General features: G+C 60.8%; 16 protein-coding genes. 14 read left to right on the top strand and 2 right to left on the bottom strand.

The window, feature by feature from the left end; all coding sequences use genetic code 11:
* Window positions 1-5: 5 nt before the first annotated feature.
* Genes gnd through GOB85_RS04760 form a run of 6 tightly spaced genes read left to right on the top strand, consistent with a single transcriptional unit; the run spans window position 6 to window position 4,803 of the window.
* Window positions 6-1,004, top strand: coding sequence for a phosphogluconate dehydrogenase (NAD(+)-dependent, decarboxylating) (gene gnd, locus GOB85_RS04785; RefSeq protein WP_173576406.1), 999 nt, complete (start codon window positions 6-8; stop codon window positions 1,002-1,004).
* A gap of 42 nt (window positions 1,005-1,046) precedes the next feature.
* A complete protein-coding gene (locus tag GOB85_RS04780; RefSeq protein ID WP_242011296.1) occupies window positions 1,047-1,916 on the top strand; it encodes an HAD family hydrolase in 870 nt (289 codons plus the stop codon).
* 2 nt (window positions 1,917-1,918) lie between these two features.
* Window positions 1,919-2,755: a Cof-type HAD-IIB family hydrolase gene (locus GOB85_RS04775; protein WP_338421646.1), complete on the top strand. Its 837-nt coding sequence runs from the start codon at window positions 1,919-1,921 to the stop codon at window positions 2,753-2,755.
* Entirely contained in the window at window positions 2,752-3,483 is a 732-nt protein-coding gene (pgl, locus tag GOB85_RS04770; protein ID WP_173576407.1) for a 6-phosphogluconolactonase, read from the top strand. Before GOB85_RS04775 ends, pgl begins: the two co-directional genes overlap by 4 nt.
* Window positions 3,484-3,494: 11 nt before the next feature.
* A complete protein-coding gene (gene rpiA / locus GOB85_RS04765; RefSeq protein ID WP_173576408.1) occupies window positions 3,495-4,223 on the top strand; it encodes a ribose-5-phosphate isomerase RpiA in 729 nt (242 codons plus the stop codon).
* Complete coding sequence (locus tag GOB85_RS04760; RefSeq protein ID WP_173576409.1) at window positions 4,213-4,803, top strand: gluconokinase; 591 nt, start codon at window positions 4,213-4,215, stop codon at window positions 4,801-4,803. The genes rpiA and GOB85_RS04760 overlap by 11 nt, the downstream gene beginning before the upstream one ends.
* Before the next feature lie 330 nt (window positions 4,804-5,133).
* On the opposite strand, the gene GOB85_RS04755 is transcribed toward GOB85_RS04760, so the two are convergent.
* Window positions 5,134-5,856 carry a uroporphyrinogen-III synthase gene (locus GOB85_RS04755; RefSeq protein WP_173576410.1) on the bottom strand — a complete coding sequence of 241 codons (723 nt, stop codon included), beginning with the start codon at window positions 5,854-5,856 and terminating at the stop codon, window positions 5,134-5,136.
* 481 nt (window positions 5,857-6,337) lie between these two features.
* Entirely contained in the window at window positions 6,338-7,411 is a 1,074-nt protein-coding gene (gene hemC, locus GOB85_RS04750) for a hydroxymethylbilane synthase (RefSeq protein ID WP_173576411.1), read from the bottom strand.
* 41 nt (window positions 7,412-7,452) lie between these two features.
* On the opposite strand from hemC, the gene tsaD reads away from it, so the two are divergent.
* From tsaD to gorA, 8 genes are all read left to right on the top strand, one after another.
* Window positions 7,453-8,571 (top strand): tRNA (adenosine(37)-N6)-threonylcarbamoyltransferase complex transferase subunit TsaD, encoded by a 1,119-nt coding sequence (gene tsaD, locus GOB85_RS04745; protein ID WP_173576412.1) that lies wholly within the window; start codon window positions 7,453-7,455, stop codon window positions 8,569-8,571.
* Between the two features lie 304 nt (window positions 8,572-8,875).
* Window positions 8,876-10,081: a YncE family protein gene (locus GOB85_RS04740; protein ID WP_173576413.1), complete on the top strand. Its 1,206-nt coding sequence runs from the start codon at window positions 8,876-8,878 to the stop codon at window positions 10,079-10,081.
* A 130-nt stretch (window positions 10,082-10,211) separates the two neighbouring features.
* Window positions 10,212-10,655 (top strand): hypothetical protein, encoded by a 444-nt coding sequence (locus GOB85_RS04735; RefSeq protein ID WP_173576414.1) that lies wholly within the window; start codon window positions 10,212-10,214, stop codon window positions 10,653-10,655.
* 390 nt (window positions 10,656-11,045) lie between these two features.
* A complete protein-coding gene (locus GOB85_RS04730; protein ID WP_173576415.1) occupies window positions 11,046-12,722 on the top strand; it encodes a S10 family peptidase in 1,677 nt (558 codons plus the stop codon).
* A gap of 383 nt (window positions 12,723-13,105) precedes the next feature.
* Window positions 13,106-13,573, top strand: a complete 468-nt coding sequence (locus GOB85_RS04725) for a hypothetical protein (protein ID WP_173576416.1) — start codon at window positions 13,106-13,108, stop codon at window positions 13,571-13,573.
* 13 nt (window positions 13,574-13,586) lie between these two features.
* The gene (locus GOB85_RS04720; RefSeq protein ID WP_173576417.1) at window positions 13,587-14,150 is read left to right on the top strand and encodes a DUF4232 domain-containing protein; all 564 of its coding nucleotides are present in this window, start codon (window positions 13,587-13,589) and stop codon (window positions 14,148-14,150) included.
* Window positions 14,151-14,414: 264 nt separating this feature from the next.
* On the top strand, window positions 14,415-15,293 hold the full coding sequence (locus GOB85_RS04715; protein ID WP_173576418.1) for a ferredoxin--NADP reductase: 879 nt from the start codon (window positions 14,415-14,417) through the stop codon (window positions 15,291-15,293).
* A 139-nt stretch (window positions 15,294-15,432) separates the two neighbouring features.
* Window positions 15,433-16,848: a glutathione-disulfide reductase gene (gorA, locus tag GOB85_RS04710; RefSeq protein WP_173576419.1), complete on the top strand. Its 1,416-nt coding sequence runs from the start codon at window positions 15,433-15,435 to the stop codon at window positions 16,846-16,848.
* Window positions 16,849-17,011 lie beyond the last annotated feature (163 nt).

Raw genomic sequence — 17,011 nt, 5'->3', positions numbered from 1 at the left:
AGAGTATGCAGATCGGTATCGTCGGTCTCGGCCGAATGGGCGGCAACATCGCCGTCAGACTGACCCGGCATGGACATGATGTCGTCGTCTATGACCGCGACCCGTCCGCCGTCGAAAAAATCGTGGCCCGGGCGGAAGGTGGCCGGGCCACCGGCGCTTCGGGCGAGGCCGATCTGGCGTCAAAGCTCCAGGGACCGAAAAAAGTCGTCTGGCTGATGCTGCCGGCAGGCGACATCACCGAACAGGCTGTGAAAACCTTCGGTGATCTCTTCGGAAAAGGCGACATCCTGATCGATGGCGGCAACAGCTATTACAAAGACGATCTCCGCCGCGCTGCTGCACTGGCTGAAAAAGGTATCGACTATGTCGATGTCGGAACCTCAGGCGGTGTCTGGGGTCTCGAACGCGGCTACTGCATGATGTATGGCGGCACGCCCGCGGCAGCCTCGCATATCGATCCCATCCTGAGCGCCCTGGCGCCCGGCAAGGGAGACGTGCCCGTCACGCCGGGTCGCGACAAAGAGAGTCTCGATCCACGCGCCGAGCAGGGTTATCTGCATTGCGGTCCGGCCGGTTCAGGTCATTTCGTGAAAATGGTCCATAACGGCATCGAATACGGCATGATGCAGGCCTTCGCCGAAGGCTTCGACGTCATGAAAAGCAAGGACTCTCCGCTTCTTCCCGAAAACGAACGCTTCCCGCTGAACATGGCCGATATCGCCGAAGTCTGGCGTCGTGGCAGCGTCGTGTCCTCCTGGCTGCTCGATCTCACAGCGGAAGCAATGGCGAAAAACGGAGAACTGTCAGAATTCTCTGGTCAGGTTCAGGATTCCGGCGAAGGCCGCTGGACAATCGAAGCCGCCATCGAAGAGTCCGTGCCAGTCCCGGTCATGACCGCCGCCCTGTTCACACGCTTCCGCTCACGCACAGGCAATAATTACGCCGAGAAAGTGCTGTCCGCCATGCGGTTCGGCTTTGGCGGCCATGTGGAACAGAAGAAATAATCAGCAACACGGGCGCCCGACTGCCGCACATGGAGTGGAATTTTGAGAACTGACGACATAGCACGGCATGATGCCAAACCGGCGCCTACAAAGACCGTTCGCCTCGTCGTGACGGATATGGACGGCACCCTGCTCACCCCGGACAAACAGGTGACGCACGCAACGCTCGATGCCATCGCGAAACTCCGCGCTGCAGGCGTGCCGGTCTGCCTGGTCAGCAGCCGCGCGCCGCAGGGTATCGCCATGTATTTCGACGCCCTGAAAATCCACACGCCCTATGCCGGCCTCAACGGCGCCATCATCTGTGACGCGGAAAGTAACGTGCTGTCATCCCTCGTTCTCAGCGCCGGCGCAGTGCGGGACGCACTCGATATGTTCGACGTCCATGATGTCGATGCGTGGCTCTTTTCCGGAAAAGACTGGGTCGTCCATGATGACAGCACCGGCTATGTGCCCAACGAAAAACGCGTGATCAGAACAACGCCAGTGGTCGCAAAGGACTTTACGCCCTGGGAAGACAAGGTCGGAAAAGTGACCGGCTCCAGCGCGGATTATGATCTTCTGGAACGCATGGAAGGCGAAGTCGGGCAGATGCTGGAAGGCCAGGCCAGTGTTGCCCGCTCCGCACCCTATTATCTCGACATCACGCCACTCGAAGCCAATAAGGGCCACGCCCTGCGTGAACTCGGACGCCTCCTGAACGTCCCTGTGAACGAAATCGCCTGCCTGGGCGACATGCGCAACGACATCCCGATGCTGGATATCGCCGGTCTCGCCATCGCCATGGGGAACGCAACGGATGAAGTTGCCTCCCACGCGCATGTTCAGACCGACACGAACGAAGCGAATGGCTGGGCAAAAGCAATCGAAACCTTCGTGCTCCCCCGCGTTCCGGTAGCCGGAGCAAAGTGACAGTGGCCGCGCCCGCGACATCGCACGAAGGTGCCGGCATCCGCCTCGTTCTGGCGGATGTGGACGGCACCCTCGTCACGCGGGAAAAAGTTCTGACAGAACGGGCCATCAGCGCAGTCGCCCGCCTGCGCAAACGCGGCATCCGCTTCGCCATCACCTCCGGTCGGCCCCCGAAAGGAATGGAAATGCTGATCGCACCGCTGCAACTCGACACACCCATCGCCGGTTTCAACGGTGGCCTGATGGTCATGCCCGATTTCTCCGTGGTTCAGTCGCTCACCCTGTCGCCGGACTGCGTGAAAAAGACGCGAGCCCTCATGCGGGACCGCGGTGTCGATGTCTGGATCTATCGTGGAAATGACTGGATCGTTCCTGACATCACGCATCCACATGTCGCCCGCGAGCGCCGGACAGTGAAGTTCGGTCCCATCGCATGTGCTGACATCGATTCCATCACCGACGGCGTCGTGAAAATAACAGGGGTCAGCGACAACCCGGACACCATGAAACAGCTTGAAGCCGAGACGCGGAAAACTCTCGGAAACAACGCCTTCGCGGCCCTCTCCCAGCCTTATTATCTCGACGTCACCCACCCGGATGCAAATAAGGGCAGCGTCGTGCACACCCTGTCACGACTGCTTGATATTCCCGCAACACAGATTGCTACTCTTGGCGATCAGTCCAATGATATTCCAATGTTTCATGCCTCCGGCCTCTCGGTGGCCATGGGGCAGGCGAGCGAGGCGGTCAAAGCACAGGCGACTCACGTCACCGAATCCTGCGACGATGAAGGCTTTGCGATCGCCATCGAACGCTATGTGCCGGGAGACAGCAAATGAACGGCCATGATGTTGTCTCGGCAAAGGCCATTGTGCTTGCTGACAGCGACGCCGTCGCCCGCCACGTCGCCGATTTTCTTCTCACGGAAGCCCTCCGCGCCACCGGGGTCTTCCGTGTCGCCCTCTCCGGCGGGTCCACGCCAAAGCGGCTTTACGCGATGATGGCAGAACCGGATTACGCTGAGCGTTTTCCCTGGAACCGAACGGAGTTTTTCTTCGGTGATGACCGGTTTGTTCCGGAAGACTCGCCCGACAGCAATCGCGGGATGCTCCGGAAAACCCTGTTTTCCCGCGTCGCGATTTCGACACAAAACATCCACCCGATGCCCGATCAGGGCGACCCGGACGAGGCCGCCCGCGCTTATGAAGCCGTGCTGCAGGCGCACTATGGTTCGCCGGTGCTGCGCAACGACAAGCCTCTCTTCGATGTTGTCCTGCTGGGCCTGGGGGAAAACGGACACACAGCATCCCTGTTTCCACGTCAGCCCGTGCTTGAGGAGAAAACCCGCTGGGTCGCGCCCTGCGTCCCGGACGACGCACCGCATACGCGCCTGACATTGACCTATCCGGCGATCGCCTCCAGCCGCTATGTGCTGTTTCTGGTCACGGGTGCCCCAAAAGCCGCCGTTTATACCCGTGTCCGGAAAGGAGACCCGGTCGAGCCGGCCAGCCACATCACCTCGGATGGCCAGATCGAATGGATCGTGGATAAAGACGCCGCAGCATAAGGAAGAAAAATATGAGTTCTGCGACAGCCGCAGCGGATCAGGTGCGTGAATACAAGCGTCAGGCGGCGGAGTTCGCAGCCGATATGGTGCAGGATGGTATGATCGTCGGCCTGGGCACCGGCAGCACCGCCGTCTTTCTGGTAGAAGCTCTGGGGCGCAGACATCGCGAAGGTCTCCGCTTTCTAGGAATCCCCACCTCAATCGCAACTGAAAAGCTGGCGCGCAGTCTCGGAGTTCCACTGACCAGCTTCGCCGAACACGAGAGTGTCGATCTCGCCATCGACGGCGCCGACGAAATCGAACGGGGCACACTCAATCTCATCAAAGGTCTGGGCGGCGCGTTGCTGCGTGAAAAAATCGTCGCTGCGGCTTCGAAAAAATTCGTTGTCGTGGCTGATGACAGCAAACTTGTTGATCATCTCGGCGCGGACTGCCTGGTGCCGGTCGAAGTCACACCCTTTGGCTGGGAAAGCACAGCGCGCCATCTCGGCCGTCTCGGCGCGCGTGTCTCCCCCCGTCGCAGCCCGACCGGACAATTCTTTGTCAGTGACGGCGGAAATCTGATCCTCGACTGTAATTTCGGGACAATCGCAAAACCTGCGGACACCGAGGACGCCATCCGCCGGATCGTTGGCGTTGTCGATTCCGGCCTGTTCACCGGCATCGCCAGCGAAGCCGTCACATGCGGACCGGAAGGTCTCATTCACGTGACCGTCACAGGTGCCGGCAATGTCTTCTGATCGCTCAGCACAGAGCGCTGCGGCGTCTTCTGCCCCCGTCTGGCTGCCCCCGCGCGTGGTGGTGGTCATGGGCGTCTCCGGGTCCGGTAAAACCACAGTTGCCAGCGGCCTGAACAATCTTCTCGGATGGACATTTCAGGAAGGCGACGGCCTGCATCCTCCGGCCAATGTTGAAAAAATGGCGGCCGGTATCCCGCTGACCGACGAAGATCGCTGGCCCTGGCTGGACAAATGCCGCGCCTGGCTCGACGAATGCGCGACCTCCGGTACTGGCTGTGTCCTCTCCTGCTCAGCTCTGAAGCGTGTGTACCGCGATCGTCTCCGGGCGGGCGGAACCGATATTGTCTTTCTTTTTCTGAAAGTTCCTCAGGACATTCTGGCAAACAGGATGATGCAGCGGAAAGACCACTACATGCCGCCCAGCCTGCTCGGAAGCCAGCTTGAAGCGCTTGAACTGCCCGGCCCGGATGAGCACGCCATCGAACTGGAAATGAGCGAAACACCAGCCGGGGAAGTGGCTCACGCACTGGAAGCTCTGAAGGCCGATCATCAGAAGTCGATCAGAAAAGCCGGTTTCTGAATGGTGAGAGAGCGGGCTTTGCCCGCACCCGGCAAAGGTCGCGGATTTCCTTCACCCGGATTTGTTAAAATAACGGTATGTTAAGGTTCTGTTAGCGTTAAGTACTGGCTCCTTTCGAGGGCTTTGCCCTGGAACCCACCAAAGGTCACAGACCTTTGGGAACCATTTTATTATAAACCAATCGGGGTGAAGGGGTCTGCGACCCCTTCCGGGTGCGGGCAGAGCCCGGATTCCGCCAGACTTTTGTAAACAACAGCCGGACCCGGTAGCGCCCGAATACCTTCCCCCCTCAGCAGCCAGTGTTCCCCAACCGCCAGTATAAGCCCCGTTTCAGAACACAGAACCCAGCGCGGCAAGCATGGCTTCCGCATCCGGACGCCACGCCACCACAACATCCGTGATATCGTTTTTTTTCAACGCAAAAGCTGCATTCTCAGAAATCGCGATCCCATGCATCCTCTCGCCGGAATAACCGCTCGCCCGCAGCGCCGCACCCGTCGCAGCCGCGCTCCGGGCGGAAAACGCCATCACGACACCAATCTCGTCCGCTCGCAGTGCGTTCAGCACCCGCACCGGAAGATCGCGCACAGGAGTTGCCGCATAAGCCACCCGGCGCCGAACTATGAATCCCGCCTGCCGCAGTGCCAGCGCCAGATCCAGCCCCTGTCCGGCTCCTGAAAGCAAAAGCACCGGAGCAGGTGCAACACGCGACCGCACCAGTCCGACAAGCGCCACGGCATCCGCCCCGGCGCTTTCCACGGAACGAAAACCTACCGCCCGCACCCGTCGCGCCGTCGCATCGCCCACAGTAAATACAGGCACATCAGATCCGACAGCGCCCGCGAGCGCCGGCAGCGCCTGGCTGCTGGTCAGCAACACAGCGGCTATGCCTGTCTGTCGTCGTATCACACGAGGCTCGATTGTCAGTGCGGGCGCCGCATAAGGAATCCAGCCAAGCGCTCGAACGGCCTCCATGGTCTCGGAAAGCCCCGGTTCAGGACGGCCAATGAGAACGCCGGTCCTACGGCGCGGCAATACATTCTTACCCGTCATTGCCCACGTCTCCCGTTTTCAGCGCATAACGACCCCTCACACGCGACACCGGCACGGGTCGTCATCACCCCATACCAGCCGGGCTCGCCTTTGCCCTGTATGCGACTGATGACAGGTGGGAGACTGGCGGCGGGGCGCTGTCCTGGAACCCGGCAAAGGTCAAAAATCTTTGCAAGGGCTCTGTTCGCGTCAGGCGTTGATCTGTGATTTTTCAAAGGATTAACAGAAGATCCGGGCTCTGCCCGAACCCGGAAGGGGTCACAGACTCCTTCACCCTGATCTGTTGATAAATAAGCCGGTTTCCAAAGGTCTGCGACCTTTGGCAGGTTTCAGGGCAAAGCCCTGAGAAAGTGCCAGCACCTGACGGCAACAGAGCCTTCGCAAACCATTTTGTGATCAGAAAACCGTGGCGCACGGGCCGGTGGCCCCTGCCGGGTCCGGCTTCGCTTATCCGAAGGTCAGTCTCCATGGACTTCAGGTATCAGTCCGTGAAAATATCGGACGGACTGTCCGCGCGCAGACTGTGCCCGAGTTCACGCCCCATCCGTTCCGCATCGGCCGCAGAACCCACAATCTCGCGCTTCAGCAGAAACGTCCCGTCTTCGGAGGCGACGAGTCCTGTCAGATGAAGCTGGCTCTTCGGACCGGCCACAGGCGTCAGTAACCGGGCATAACCGCCAATCGGCGTCCGGCACGAGCCATCCAGCTCAGCCAGCAAGGCCCGCTCAGCCGTCGAAACCGCCCGCGCCTCATAATCCTCAATCGCCGACAGCAATTCGCGCAGCTCAATATCGCTCTCACGAACCGTCACCCCGACAATGCCCTGCCCGGCGGAAGGTACCATCACGTTCGGATCGATCACCACAGAGGCCCGATCCTCCATCCCAAGACGACGCAGACCGGCCAGAGCCAGCAGAGTCGCATCGCACTGACGGGCCGCCAGCTTGTCCAGCCGCGTCTGCACATTGCCCCGCAGCAGCCCGAAGCGGAGATCGGGCCGCACATGCAATATCTGCGCTTGCCTGCGCACCGAAGCACAGCCGACCAGCGCACCATAAGGCAGGGCAGAGTAGGGATCAGCCGGATCATCGCCCGGCGTCAGCCCCGGTCCGAGAATCAGCGCATCCCGCGCATCCTCGCGCCGCATCGTGCAGGCCAGAACCAGCCCGTCCGGCAGCGTGGTCTCCAGATCCTTCAGACTATGCACCGCAAAGTCGATTCGCCCGTCAGCCAGCGCTTCGTGAATTTCCTTCGCGAACAACCCCTTGCCGCCAATCTCCGCCAGCGCGCGATTCTGCACCTGATCGCCCGTCGTGTTGATCAGGTGCTCCTGAAACGCGTTCATGTCCCGCAGAACAGGACAAAAGCGGGTCAGTCGTGTCAGAAAGGCCCGCGTCTGCCATAATGCCAGCGGCGAGCCGCGTGTCCCGACACGCAGCGGCAACTGCTGGCGACGGTGCTGCGGAACCGCCATCTTCTGGCGGGCTGCCGCCTGCGCTGCAATTTTCTGCAGGGCTGCGGACGGGGACGGTTGGGTTGGCTGTGCGGAAACCATGTCGCGTATTTATTACCAGCGCAGGGTGAAGGAAAGGTGACATGACGCCAGACAGCATCAGGAGCAATGCTTATCCTGTCGGAAAGACGAGTCCCGAGGGTCCCCTCCTGGCCATCGAGTCCTCCTGCGACGAGACCGCCTGCGCCATCCTCGCACCGGACGGAACCATCCTCGCCGAACGCCTGATTTCCCAGGAAGATCACGCCGCTTTCGGAGGCGTCGTGCCCGAGATCGCCGCAAGGGCGCATCTGGCATTATTGCCCGATCTGGCACGAAAAACACTGGAATCGTCCGGCCTCAGACGGTCTGATCTGAGCGCCGTCGCCGCCAGCACCGGGCCCGGTCTGATCGGCGGCCTGATCGTCGGCGCCAGCTTCGGAAAAGGCCTCGCCATCGCGCTCGGAAAGCCGTTCATCGCCGTCAATCACATCGAAGCACATGCACTCTCGGCAAGGCTGCCCGGTGTTTTTGACGGGCAACTTTTATTCCCTTACCTGCTGCTGCTCGTCTCAGGGGGGCACTGCCAGTGCCTCGCCGTCGAAGGCGTCGGACATTATCGCCGCCTCGGCGGCACAATCGACGACGCCGCCGGCGAAGCCTTCGATAAAGTCGCCAAAATGCTCGGCCTCGGCTGGCCCGGCGGCCCCGCCCTGGAAACACTCGCAAGGGAAGGGAACCCCACCGCCTTCGCCCTGCCGCGCCCCCTGAAAGGACGCGCAGGCTGCGATTTCTCCTTTTCCGGCCTGAAAACCGCCATCGCCCGTCAGCTCGAACCCTTCGGATCGGCCCCTCTGCCACGCCAGGTCGCCGCCGACCTCGCCGCCAGTTTCCAGCAGGCCGTCGCGGACGTCATCAGGGACCGCGTCACTCACGCCCTCGCGATGATGGAACGCCCCACCGCCCTCGTCGCCGCCGGCGGCGTAGCGGCCAACAGCGTGCTCCGGGCCTGCCTCACCGGGCTCGCCGCCGAACACAGCCTCCCTTTCGTGGCCCCGCCACTCCGCCTCTGCACGGATAACGCCGTCATGGTCGGATGGGCGGCCCTCGAAATCTGCCGCGAAGCCGCCCGCCGCGATCTGCCCGTCCCCGATGACCGCGCCATGCGTCCACGCCCCCGCTGGCCTCTGGCGGAAATGGCCGGCCGTTTCGAGCCGGCCTGACCCCGGAACCCATCCGGACTACAGCCCCTGTGCGCCCCGATCCGTTAAACAAACCTGTTTTCAAAGGCTTTGTTAGCGTTAAGTGCCAGCATCTTCTCAGGGCTTTGCCCTGGAACCCACCAAAGGTCACAGACCTTTGGAAACCATTTTATTGAAAACACATCGTGGTGCAGGAGCGTGTGGTCTCAGGCCAGGCCTGCGGGCACACCTCCCACACACCATATTTTTCACCGGTTTGATGCAGATCGCTTGCCGCCCCCCGCGCCTGTGCTATGCGTGCGCCCGCGGAGGAAGCTGACATATTATGATGAAAAATACATTTCTGACCGGCGTTGCGACAGCGGCACTGCTTGGCATATGCGCTCTGGCGCCAGCCCGGGCCCAGACCCCGGAGCCCGCTGCGGCCCTGCCCGCACCTGCGACAGCCAGTGCGATCCAGACCATCCCCGGCATGCCCCCGGTAATCAATCCGAACAACATCTATTCGGAAGCCCGTCCGGACAACATCGCGCCGGAAGTGGCGAAAGATCCTGCCCGGATCTACGTGCCGAACCTCCGGTCAAACGATGTCTACGTGATTGATCCCGCAACAATGACCGTCGTCGATCGCTTCCCGGTTGGCCGCAGCCCGCAGCACGTCGTCCCGTCCTGGGATCTGCGTACCCTCTGGGCGACCAACAATGCCGAAGGCACAACCCAGGGCAGCCTGACTCCGATCAACCCGCGTACCGGCAAGCCGGGTCAGGCCATCCCGGTCGATGACCCGTACAATATGTATTTCACCCCCGACGGAAAATCGGCAATCGTCGTGGCCGAAGCCCGCAAACGCCTCGATTTCCGTGACCCGCACACCATGGCGATGCAGGGCTCCGTCGAAGCGCCGGAATGTCGCGGTATCAACCACGCCGCCTTCTCCATCGACGGCCGCTACGCGATCTTCACCTGCGAATTCGGCGGCATGGTCGCCAAAGTCGATACAGTTAACCGCCGGCTGCTCGGCTATCTGAAGCTCTCCACCGGCGGTATGCCCCAGGACATCCTGGCCGCTCCGAACGGCAAAACCTTCTACGTCGCCGACATGCATGCAGACGGCGTATTCGTTCTCGATGGAGACACGTTCAAAGAGACCGGCTTCATCCATACCGGCGTCGGCACGCACGGCATCTACCCAAGCCGCGACGACACCGTCATGTATGTCGCAAATCGTGGCTCGCATAAGGTCCACGGCCCGCGCCACAGCAAGGATGGCAGCGTCTCGGTCGTAGACTTCGCCACAAATAAGGTCATCAGAACCTGGCCGGTCCCCGGCGGCGGCAGCCCCGATATGGGCAATGTCAGCGCCGACGGAAAACTGCTCTGGCTCTCCGGACGCTTCGATGATGTCGTCTATGCGATCGACACCACAACAGGCGCGATGAAAGAGATTCCCGTCGGCGCCGAACCCCACGGCCTGACCGTCTGGCCGCAGCCAGGCCGTTACTCCGTCGGTCACACCGGTATCATGCGCTGATAAGGGCCGTCCGTGGGGCGGCGTCTCATCGCGCCGGCCCGCAAACCCTGACGTCACCTGATTGCTTGACCGGTCGTCTTATCCATGACCCCCTGTGAACCGCATCTGTGCGGATATCAGGAGGTGAGCTGTGGTCCATCTGTCGATCGGTGATCATGTATCGGACCTCAGAGGGGCTCACGACGGCAAGCTGGTCGATATCGAAGGCCAGACCGGCTACGTGCTGCAAGGCAACGGCGTCGAGGTCGAGTTCCCCCTGAGCCAGCTCAAGCCTTACGAAGCACCGAAAGTCGCGGAAATACGCACACTGTCAGGGCCTTTACGTGACAGGTTGCTGACCCCGGCGCAAAAAGCCCTCCTCGCCTCCGTCCCCGCGACAATTACCGCCGCGATTGCAAAAAGCTACGCTGAGGGTGGTGATGAATCCGGATCACGTCCGGTCTTCGCCGCACTCCCTGACTCGAAGAAGCTGGACGTTATCCGAATCTATCTTCCAACGCTTCCGCAGCGTCTTCTCGCTCCCCATATGAACCTGGTTGTCGCCATGCGCGATAGCGGGAAACGCTCGTCGTAAAACCACCACCCTCACAAAATAACACGGACCGGCCCGGCGATATCTGCCGCCGGAAATGGCGTGCGCTCACACATGATGACGACACCGTCAGCGTCGCGACCAGCGCCGGCTCATCGTCGATGTGAAGGGTGATCACCGTCATCTCAACGGTGTCGGAAAGCGTCATCCGGTCAGCGCGGCTCGGCGCGACATGCTGAGAGTTTCACGGAATATCTCAGTGTTTCATGAATCAGCCCCAACGGTGCGATGTGTTTCATCATAACCCGAACCGGCGATGCCACAGTGCATACCATGCATTGCCACCTTATGGCCCGCCAGGTTGCGTTCCCCGCCCGAATCGGTCCACCTTCATTATAGCAAGTCCTGTTCAGCCTTAACGAAGAGTCCGCCATGATCTGTCCTTACACCGGGCCGAAATCCGCCTTCCGCCGCCTTCTCCCTCTCTCCCTCCCCCTCGCAATCATCGCATCGACCGCGCTTTCCGCTCCGTCAGCCTGTGCCAGCGATGTCTCCGGACCGGTAAAACCCACCTCCGCCGAAACACACAAAGAAGACAGCCCGTTCTCCTTCAAACCACAGCAGGTCGTCAGCGACGGTGCCGTCTCCATCCGCGGCCAGAGAATCGCCTATCAGGCCATCGCCGGCACGCTGATCGTCCACCCCAAAGGCTGGGATGACGCCGCGCCGGAAAAAACAACGAAGCCGGAAGACGAACCCGTCGCGTCCATGTTCTACGTCGCCTATTTCAAAAAAGGCGTTCCCGCCGCCTCGCGCCCCATCACTTTCGTCTATAACGGCGGCCCCGGCTCAGCGACGGTCTGGCTCCACATGGGCGCCTTCGGTCCCCGCCGTATCCGGACAGCAGACGACACGCACACCCCCGCCGCGCCTTACACACTGATCGACAACGATGACAGCCTGCTCGATGTCACCGACCTGGTGTTCATCGACGCTCCCGGAACCGGCTTCGGTCGCCTTGGCGGTAAGGACAAGGACAAAGCCTTTTACGGCACCGACCCCGATGCCCGCGCCTTCACCGATTTCATCGCGCAGTTTCTCGGTCGCTACAAACGCTACAACTCGCCGAAATTCCTGTTCGGTGAAAGCTACGGCACAACCCGGTCCGCAATCGTCGCCAACATGCTGGCGGAAGACAAAAGCATCGACCTGAACGGCGTCATGCTCCTGTCCCAGATCCTGAACTACGACAACACCATCGACCGCCCGCAGGCCAACCCCGGCATGGATATGCCCTACATCCTGGCCCTGCCGAGCTTCGCCGCAACAGCCTGGTATCACAAAAAACTTTCCCCGATGCCGACAGATCTGCCCGCCTTCCTTCACGAGGTCGAGCATTTCACGCTGACCGACTACACAGCCGCGCTGCAACAGGGAACCGCCCTGCCGGAAGCGAAATTCAACGAAATCGCCGAAAAGCTACACGGTTATACAGGCCTGCCAGTGGACTACATCAAACACGCCAGTCTGCGTGTCGATGGCGGAGAATTTGAAAAAACCCTCCTGGGAGATCAGGACATCGACACCGGTCGCCTCGACAGCCGCTTCTCGGGCTTCTCGATCGATCCGCTCTCCCAGCACCCGTATTATGACCCGATGGGCTCGGCGCTCGGCTCCGCCTACCTCTCGGCTTTCAATGATTACTCTCGCGAAGTCCTGCATTATGGTGGCGACAGCGCAACCGGCGCTTACCAGGAATACAAACCCAGCGCCCACTCAATCGGCAAATGGGATTTCAGCCACGCACAGCCCGGCATGCCCTCCTCAAAACGCGGTCTGCCCAACGTATTGCCGGATCTTGCTGATGCCATGAAACAGAATCCCTCCCTGAAAGTGCAGCTCAACCAGGGCTATTTCGATCTCGGCACTCCGTATTTCGAGGGTATCTATGAGATGAACCACCTCCCCATTCCACGTAAGCTGGCCGGAAATATCGAATTCCATCAGTATATGTCAGGGCATATGGTCTACACCCACGCGCCCGCTCTGAAGGAACTGCACGATAATGCCGCCGCCTTCATCCGCGCCAACGACAACCTTCCGAACTGAGAAAAATAAGTCCGGGCAGGGAAGCGGGCTCTGCCCGCACCCGGCAGGGGGTCGCGGATCTCTTCATCTTTATCGTTTGATAAATAAGCAGGTTTCCAAATGTCAAAGACCTTTGGCAGGTTTTAGGGCAAAGCCCTGACGAAGCGCTTGCCGGCAACGAGAAGCGTGCCTTTGCAGCGGGGCAAATCCCCGCTACGCTTCGATAATCAAAAGTACGCGCCAGACAAACGCTCTCCCGGAATATGCTTATGATGCTGATTTCCTATGACCTTTTCAGCGAATATCCGGCAACGTGAAGACACACAGCGCGTCATATTTTAAAACACTGATTTTAAAACACAGGCAAAAGCGCAGGCGAACAGAATAGTGCCGGATCAGGTTGAATGAGAAACATGAACGGATATCTCAGCGGAATTATTATCTGCGTCATAACGTTCCCGGCATTCATCACATCATCACACGCTGACTCAACAGGGATCCGTCCATCACCCGTCGAACAGCAGATCATCGACCAGCATCTCGCAGCAATGAAGAATCCTGACGAACGCAGGGCCACACGGGATCAGGGTGCGGCCTGGCTGATGACAACCTTCCTCTGTCAGGACGCAGCCCGAAAGACCCTTGTGAAACTCGGAAGCTCTCCGTACCGGTTCTTCCTTCAGGACGAGCGGCTGGACAGCCAGCATGTGGTCAGTCCCGCACTGGTGGAAGGCCGGGGCCAGTTCCTCCATGCAGGAACAGCAACAATCCGCTGGACATCGTTTTCATGGGCCTGCCATCTTGATCCGGCAACCGGCCACGTGCTCGGTTTTGTCGCCCGCCCAGGGCCGGATGTGGTGCCCGGACCATGACAGAGTGCGACCAGTGACCACCATACTCGTTCGCTTTGCCGTCGCACTGGCCCTCGGCACGGTCGTTTCACCGCTCTTCGGAGCGGAGACCGCCCCGGTCAGGGAATATCAATATCCCGGTTGCACCGCAGCGGACCTTTCCCTCAGCTTCGACGACGAAAATGGTGCCTTTAACGGCATGTCACAGAGCGGCACATTACTGGTGCTGCGCAATATCAGCGCATCACCCTGCACGGTACAGACGCTGCCGCATCTGCACTTCGAGGACAGCAGCGGCCACTTTGTGCCCGCTGAACGGCGCCCGTCGCCCGGCATGCATCCTGGTCCGGTCATGCTCCCCGTTGCCATTGCGCCGGAGCCCGAACTGACAACCCGCCTGCACTGGGTCGCCAGTGACGCCTATGACGCCGGAAACTGCGTCACACCGGACCTCCTCGTGCTCGACATTCCCCCCGGCGACCTGCATCAGCACTTCGCCCGCCAGATGTGCGCGCCCGCAAACTCAACACAGGTCTTCGATCAGGCTCCCCTTCGGTCGGACCCGGCCTTGCCCAAAATGGCTGAACAGAAGCCATGAGCACCCTGGTTTCTTAAGAATGCGCAGCTTCAGCTCCGCGCATCAGAAAATGACCAGCCCCCGAAAACCACGCCCTCACCATGTGCTTTGTCCCGGCTTCGCACCAGATTCGCACAAATTATGCTGGTATAAGACAGCACTTGCCCTTAAAAACGCCACCCAATTCGCCCGGCAATCTGGCGCACGCCCGCCGGACAGGTTCTGCACGACCAGACGGCCCCTGTTCCACAGTGTGACGCCCTTAAACACGGAGACTTCCCGGCCATGTCCGAAACGCTGACGCGCCTCGCTCCCGAACTGGCTCCCTCCGGCCTCCTGCCGGTCGAAGGCCATGAAGGCGTGTGGCATCTGGCCACGCCGACGAAAGAATACCCGCACCTCTACCCGGCGGAAGTGCTGACGGTGCATCACTGGACAGACCGCCTGTTCAGCTTCACCACAACGCGCGACCCGGCGCTCCGGTTCGAAAACGGCCAGTTTGCGATGATCGGAATCGAGGTGGACGGCAAGCCGCTCCTCCGCGCCTATTCCATCGCCTCGGCGAACTACGAAGACCACATGGAGTTCCTCTCCATCGCCGTGCCGGACGGCCCGCTCACCTCGCGCCTGCAACACGTCAAGGTCGGTGATACCGTGCTGATCGGGCGCAAGCCCGTCGGCACCCTGCTGCTCGACAACCTGCGTCCTGGCCGCAATCTCTATTTCCTCTCGACCGGCACCGGCCTCGCCCCGTTCATGAGCCTCATCCGTGACCCTGAGTGCTACGAGCGCTACGACAACGTCATCCTGACGCACACCGTCCGCATCAGAAGCGAACTCGCCTATCAGAAATACATCAGCGCCGACCTGCGCGGGCATGAGTTCCTTGGCGAATACATCTCCTCGAAACTCCGCTACTACCCGGCCGTCACCCGCGAAGAGTTCGAAGTCTCCGACCGCATCACCACCCTGATAGAAAACGGCAGGATCTTCCGCGACCTGAATATCCCGGAAATCGACCCCGAGCATGACCGTGTGATGATCTGTGGTTCGCCGGAAATGCTGGCCGACACCGAGAAACTCCTCGAAGCGCGCGGCTTCGACGAAGGCAACAACTCGCGTCCGGGGGCGTATGTCGTCGAAAAGGCGTTCGCCGAGCGCTGAAAAACTCAGACCGCAGACCTTTGCAAACCATTGAGCTAAAATAAACCGGGGTGCAGGGGCCTGTGTGTGGTCCCTGCCGGGTCCGGGCAGAGCCCGGGCATAATAACCGATTCCCCCCAGGCGGAGCCCCGAAGCACAGATGCCCGAAAACACACTCTACGACGTCGATCTCCTGGTCATCGGCGCAGGATCGGGCGGCGTCCGCTGCGCCCGCATCGCTGCCAGCCACGGAGCCCGGGTCGCCGTCGTCGAAGGACGCCACTGGGGCGGAACCTGCGTCAATCTCGGCTGCGTGCCGAAAAAACTCATGGTCCAGGCCAGCGAATACGGCGATTACGTCGCCGACAGCCACGGATTCGGCTGGAACACCGAACCCGGCACCCATGACTGGGTAAAACTGATCGACGCGAAAGACCGCGAGATCCACCGCCTGAACGGCATCTATGTCTCAATGCTCGAAAAAGCCGGCGTCCGCCTCATCACAGGTCACGCCCGCTTCGAAAACACCCACACGATCGTCACCACACCCACAGGCCTCGATCCCGAAGCGAAACCCGGGCGAATCACCGCCAGACATATCGTCATCGCAACAGGCTCCACGCCCACAAAGCTGCCCGTCATGGGGGCAGACCTGGCCATCACTTCCGACGAGGTGTTCAGCCTCCCCTCCATGCCCCGCAGGGTCTGCATCATCGGCGCAGGCTATATCGGTATCGAATTCGCCGGAATTTTCGCTGGCCTCGGTGCCAGCGTCGATCTCGTCTACAGACAGGCGCTCCCCCTGCGCGGCTTCGATGAAGATCTCCGCACGGCCCTTCACGATGCTATCGACCAGCGCGGCGTGCGTCAGCACGAAAAATCCAGCCCGACCCGCATCGTCCGGAACGGTGACGCTCTCACCGTCACGCTGGATAACGGCACCCGCCTTGAAGCAGACTGCGTGCTGATGGCCACCGGACGCCACCCGAAGACTGAAAAACTGGGCCTGGAAACCACCCGTGTCCGGACAACAGAGGATGGCCGCATCGAAATCGACCGTCACTTCGAGACAACGGACCCCGGCATCTTCGCGATCGGCGATGTCACCAACCATCTGAACCTGACCCCCGTCGCCATCGCCGAAGGGCATATCCTCGCGGATCGCCTCTACAGCGATCACGCCCGGGGCTGGTCCTTCGACACCACCCCGAAAGCCGTGTTCTTCACCCCGCCTCTCGCCAGTGTCGGCCTCACCGAAGCCGAGGCCGCCGAACAGGGCGCCACCGATATCTACGTCTCGAAATTCCGCCCGATGCGCCACACCCTGAGCGGGCGAGAGCGACGCACCCTCATGAAACTGGTCGTCGATCAGGCCACGCAGAAAGTCGTCGGGGCCCACATGATCGGCGAGGACGCGCCGGAACTGATGCAGGGCCTGGCCATCGCCGTCACAGCCGGCCTGCACAAGGCCGATTTCGACCGCACCATCGGCATCCACCCAACATCCGCCGAGGAGTTCGTCACAATGCGGACCCGTACCCGCGTGGCCGGTGCCCGGGGGAGGGCAGACGACTGACGCAATGCCGGAGCCGACATGGTGCCAGAGGGTCTGACCTTTGAGCCGTGTGGGACTGGCCGGTGTGGGACTGGCAGGGGGCTGCCCTGGAACCCGCCAAAGGTCGCAGACCTTTGGAAACCGGCTTATACCAGAGGTTGTGAAGACTGACCTGTCGATGAGA

This window comes from Acetobacter fallax (assembly GCF_011516735.1).
Taxonomy (GTDB): Bacteria; Pseudomonadota; Alphaproteobacteria; order Acetobacterales; family Acetobacteraceae; genus Acetobacter; species Acetobacter fallax.
The sequence above is the reverse complement of the archived record's forward strand: the minus strand, read 5'-3'. Positions and strand labels throughout refer to the sequence as shown.

Coding starts and splice junctions, on each gene's coding strand:
- GOB85_RS04730 (WP_173576415.1), top strand. CDS start 11,046: ATGATCTGTCCTTACACCGGGCCGAAATCCGCCTTCCGCCGCCTTCTC.
- hemC (WP_173576411.1), bottom strand. CDS start 7,411: ATGGTTTCCGCACAGCCAACCCAACCGTCCCCGTCCGCAGCCCTGCAG.
- rpiA (WP_173576408.1), top strand. CDS start 3,495: ATGAGTTCTGCGACAGCCGCAGCGGATCAGGTGCGTGAATACAAGCGT.
- GOB85_RS04725 (WP_173576416.1), top strand. CDS start 13,106: ATGAGAAACATGAACGGATATCTCAGCGGAATTATTATCTGCGTCATA.
- pgl (WP_173576407.1), top strand. CDS start 2,752: ATGAACGGCCATGATGTTGTCTCGGCAAAGGCCATTGTGCTTGCTGAC.
- GOB85_RS04760 (WP_173576409.1), top strand. CDS start 4,213: ATGTCTTCTGATCGCTCAGCACAGAGCGCTGCGGCGTCTTCTGCCCCC.
- gnd (WP_173576406.1), top strand. CDS start 6: ATGCAGATCGGTATCGTCGGTCTCGGCCGAATGGGCGGCAACATCGCC.
- gorA (WP_173576419.1), top strand. CDS start 15,433: ATGCCCGAAAACACACTCTACGACGTCGATCTCCTGGTCATCGGCGCA.
- tsaD (WP_173576412.1), top strand. CDS start 7,453: ATGACGCCAGACAGCATCAGGAGCAATGCTTATCCTGTCGGAAAGACG.
- GOB85_RS04715 (WP_173576418.1), top strand. CDS start 14,415: ATGTCCGAAACGCTGACGCGCCTCGCTCCCGAACTGGCTCCCTCCGGC.
- GOB85_RS04755 (WP_173576410.1), bottom strand. CDS start 5,856: ATGACGGGTAAGAATGTATTGCCGCGCCGTAGGACCGGCGTTCTCATT.
- GOB85_RS04740 (WP_173576413.1), top strand. CDS start 8,876: ATGATGAAAAATACATTTCTGACCGGCGTTGCGACAGCGGCACTGCTT.